4 protein-coding genes are annotated in these 4,338 nt (G+C 58.9%); 1 reads left to right on the top strand and 3 read right to left on the bottom strand.

Features of this window, described 5'->3' with window-relative positions:
* Positions 1-117: 117 nt before the first annotated feature.
* The 3 genes from def to PPP56_RS12770 all read right to left on the bottom strand — a co-directional run bounded on the left by def (position 118) and on the right by PPP56_RS12770 (position 3,398).
* A complete protein-coding gene (gene def / locus PPP56_RS12780) occupies positions 118-708 on the bottom strand; it encodes a peptide deformylase (protein WP_353564441.1) in 591 nt (196 codons plus the stop codon).
* Between the two features lie 131 nt (positions 709-839).
* Positions 840-1,184, bottom strand: coding sequence for a phosphomannose isomerase type II C-terminal cupin domain (locus tag PPP56_RS12775; protein ID WP_353564440.1), 345 nt, complete (start codon positions 1,182-1,184; stop codon positions 840-842).
* Between the two features lie 681 nt (positions 1,185-1,865).
* Complete coding sequence (locus PPP56_RS12770) at positions 1,866-3,398, bottom strand: alkaline phosphatase (protein ID WP_353564439.1); 1,533 nt, start codon at positions 3,396-3,398, stop codon at positions 1,866-1,868.
* Positions 3,399-3,739: 341 nt separating this feature from the next.
* Between PPP56_RS12770 and PPP56_RS12765 the strand changes: the two genes are divergently transcribed.
* A partial coding sequence (locus PPP56_RS12765; RefSeq protein ID WP_353564438.1) for a zinc ribbon domain-containing protein occupies positions 3,740-4,338 on the top strand: 599 nt, incomplete at its 3' end.

Here is a 4,338-nt window from a genome sequence, read left to right as displayed (position 1 = left end):
CTACGCAGGAAAGCTACGCAGGAAAGCTACGCAGGAAAGCTACGCAGGAAAGCTACGCAGGAAAGCTACGCAGGAAAGCTACGCAGGAAAGCTACGCAGTAAAGCTACGTAAGAAAGCTATGCAGTAGCCGGAACGGTTTCTCCGTCGGCGGTGCGTAGCGGATAGGGCGCTTCGATGTCGCCATCGGCTATGCGACGCAGGGTGCGACGCAGCAGGCGGCGGCGGAAGGCGCTCAGATGGTCGGTGAAAAGCACGCCTTCAAGGTGGTCGTACTCGTGCTGCACCACGCGGGCCAGCATGTCGCTCATCTCATACGACTGCTCCTCAAAGTTGCGGTCCAGATACTCAACCTGCACGCGGTCGGGACGCCGAACGCTTTCGCGCACATCTGGAATTGAGAGGCAGCCCTCTTCAAACTTCGACGTGGCGCTGCTCTCCCATGTGATTTCAGGGTTGATGAACACCATCGGCTGGTCGGGCACCTCAATACCCTCGGCGCGTAGGTCGTCGGCGATAGGCAGCAGGTCGACCACAAAGATGCGCTCGGTGCGTCCCACCTGGGGCGCAGCCAGCCCCAACCCGTTGGCCGCGCGCATCGTGTCGATCATGTTATCGATAAGCGTCTGCACCGCCTCGGTATTTTCGGTAACCGGTTCGGTGTCGCGCCGCAGGGCGTCGTGGCCAAATACGTAAATGGGCAGAATCATCAGGAGGGTAGAAGCTGGTGCTCATAAAAAACGCAGAGACGATACCACCGCAGCCGTAGCGTGGAGATGGTGATATCTGTAGACTGATACCTACAGCACAGGCAGTAGATTCGCGGCCAACGGTAGAGCCCCTACGAACGTCCGTAATCGTCCTCAAGACGGATGATGTCGTCTTCGAGGCAGAGCCCGAGCTGCGTCTCGATAAAGACAAACGGCTCATCGTTCGGATTGGTGACGCGGTGCACGTCGCCAATGTCGATGACGACGGCGTCGCCCACCTCCATCTCTACGATCTCGTCGTTGAGCGTCACCTCAGCAGCGCCCTGCACAGCCACCCAGTGCTCTTTGCGATGCTCGTGCTTCTGCAGCGACAGGCGCTGCCCCGGGTGCACCACAATGCGCTTTACGCGATAGCCTGGCTCGTTCAAGTACTCCTCCCAGCGTCCCCACGGACGGTTGTCGGCATCCAGTAGCATAGGTCAAAAACAGGTTAGGTTAAGAAAATACAGTCATAAAAACGGATTCGGGTGGTGCAGTATCGGTGAAGCAGGCGCCTCACGCAAGGGGGCGGCTTCGTTCTTTCGATGAAAATAAAGCGGGATGCGCGGAATTGGTGGGGCAAACGGAGCGTTTCTGCCATGCTTCTGCATCGCTGCGCCCTCACAGAAAAGGCCTCCCGGTTGCATGAGCTGCTGCCGGGGGACAGACTTTCGCGTGCTCGGAGCAAACAAACCCGGAGTGCGCCGAACCATCATCGCCTGCCCGGTTGGCTACGTGCTTAAATGCAAGGCGCTCTGTATGTAAGGCACTCTGAATGCAAGGCCTCTATGTTAAAGCGGCGCCGGATGCGCAGAGAAGGGCCTTGTGGGACGCCCTGCCAGATGTGAAGGAGACCTTTCGACTTCTTCCGACAGGGGGCGGCATATGCTTAAGGTGGCAGCCTGCCGGCTCGTACCAGAGGGCTCGTACCGGAGGTGGAGGCAATCTCTACGCGCTGCGTTCACCGGCCGCTTTGCTCTTGTGTGGACCTTACATCTGCTTGGAGTAGATGCCGTGCTCAAAGTGACGGTATGCAAGCAAGGTAGCAGCATGCGAGAAAGCCATGCTGCTACCAGCGCATCGACGTTGCGCAGCTCGATGGGCACGAACGAGGCGGTTTAGCTTGCAGCGTATGAGCGCACGCCAGCGGTATCTACCATGAGGTCGAACAGCTCGGTGTTGCGCACGAAGCTGCCAAGCGTATCGCTGCCCGGCCCGATCGCCAGCAGAGGCACATAGTCAGAGGTGTGCATGCTCCCGATCCAGTTTACCGCAGTGTAGTTCGCCTGCAGCGCCGACAGCACGGCTGAGGGGCGGCTGCGCGGACGGTAGGCGGCTTCGTACTCGCCACGTAGCGCTTGCTGCAAGATCTCAGCCTCCTCGGTTGAGAGATCGATGCTGCTTGCCGCAGCGATCCGCTCCTGGATCGCGCTCACCGAACTGTTGTCGTCAAGCTCGCGAAAGGCCCACTCGTTAGAGCGCTCAAAATCGGCGATGCGGTCGAACATCGGATTCGAGTCGTTGTAGCCGTCGCCGATGCCATTGAGTCCCGGATTGGCGTTGCCGTGGTCGGTCGTGATGATGACAAGCGTGTCATCGCGACCGTCTACGAAGTCGAGTACCGTACCGATGGCGTCGTCAAAAGCGATCTGGTCGTAGACGAGGCCGGCCGTATCATTGGAATGCGCAGCGTGGTCGACGCGTCCGCCTTCAACCTGCAAGATGAACCCCTCCTCATGGCGCGCCAGGCGCTGCAAGGCAGCGTCGGTCATTTCAGCGAGCGAGGGGATGGCACTCTGCAGCGAGCTGATGTTCTGGCGGTCGATTTCGTACGGCAGGTGGCTATCGTAGAAGATGCCGAGCATTTTTTCGGCATTGGCTACGCCCCCGAGGTCATTACGATCGCGAATAACGCGGTAGCCCGCGTCGGCGTACCCTGCGTAGAGATCGCGTCCGTCGTCACGTCGGTCAGCCGCAAAGTGGCGCCCGCCTCCGCCCATGAGCAGGTCGTACCTGCGCTCCAGGTACTGCGTGGCAATTTCGTCCTCCATCCACCGGCGCGGCACGCTGGCCCCGAATCCAGCGGGTGTTGCATGCGTGATGCGGGTAGTGGTTACGAGCCCGGTGGCCTTGCCCGCATCCCGAAAAATCTCACAGATGGTACGGTAGGACTCATCGCTCGGCGAGGTGTTAACCTGCGTGTTGTTGATGCGATGGCCCGATCCCCAGGCCGATGCCGACGCGGCGGACCCGGTTACGAGCGAGTTTAGCGAGGCGACATCCATATACGCCTGCCGGTCGTAGGCCTGATTGCGGTAGAGATCCATCCAGTGCGACGTGCGGTCGTGGTGGCGCTGCAGGAAGTGATCGGCCATGGTGAGCGTACCCTGGCTCATGCCATCGACCACCAGAAAGATCACGTTCTTCGCATCGCCGGTGACGTCGGCACGTGGACGTACAGCGCCCTTGGCGGTGGTGCCGTTGCTGCCCCACAGCCCCATGCCAAGCGCAGCCGACGACAACGCAGTGCGTTTCAGGAAGTCCCGGCGACCGAGCGTAGACTGCTCGGAGGAAGAGTTCTCCGAAGAAGAGGGTGTCGAAGAGGCTTCGGAGGGCGAGGCATGGGGGTCGGAGTGGTCGGTGTAGGCCATGGAGAGAAGGCTTTCAGAAAGCTACATACAGGGAGAGCGCCTGCACAGCGCCAGAAGCACATGATAGATCATGTATCATATTGTATAGCGGTGCAGGATACGTTATGTATGACGAATGCCACGCACGGATTTACGTTTCAGGTTGTGGCTATGTTAAATATGAGGAGTTAGATGTGGGAGCGCCGGGTCTGCATCGGCGCACCGTGCTCATGCAAAACTCCTGTGCGATACGGATGCGATACATGAGCGCGCCGAACTTTCCACCCGTGCATTGGGTTATTTATCGTTGGCTACCGCCCACATGTTGACAATACGCGTACTTTGACCTGACACTTTCCATTATGGCCACGGCTGAGAAGAAAACCACAATCACGGATCAGCTGCGCGCGCTTATTCGCCTGCAGCACATTGACAATCGCATCGACCGTATTCAGAAACTACGCGGCGACCTCCCCGAAGAGATTGAGGATCTTGAAGACGAGCGGGCTGGCCTGCAGACGCGGCTCGACAACTACGAGCAAGAGCTCAAAGAGGCCAAAGTCAACAAGCGTCAGTCTGAAACGGATATCAAAGAGGCTGAGGGGCTGGTTGACAAGTACGAGGAACAGCAGATGCAGGTGCGCAACAACCGTGAGTACGACGCGCTCACGAGCGAGATCGAAACGCAGAAAGAGCGCATTGCAGAAGCACGCGAAACCATTGAGCGGGCCGAGAAAACGATTGCCGCAAACGAGTCGGCCATCGAAGACACAAAAGAGAGTCTCGAAGACCTCGACAGCATTCTTGAAGAGAAGCGTGAGAAGCTCGATGAGGTGGTAGCCGACACGGAGGCTGAAGAGAGTGCGCTTGAAGAAGTGCGTGCCGAAGCAAAAGAGCAGGTCGACGAGCGCTATCTGACGGCCTACTCGAAGCTGCGCGATCGCCTGCGCGACGGACGGGC

The sequence above is a fragment of the Longimonas sp. genome (assembly GCF_040409695.1).
Classification (GTDB): Bacteria; Bacteroidota; Rhodothermia; order Rhodothermales; family Salinibacteraceae; genus Longimonas.
Note: the sequence above shows the minus strand (reverse complement) of the source record. Positions and strands in the feature narration are given on the sequence as shown.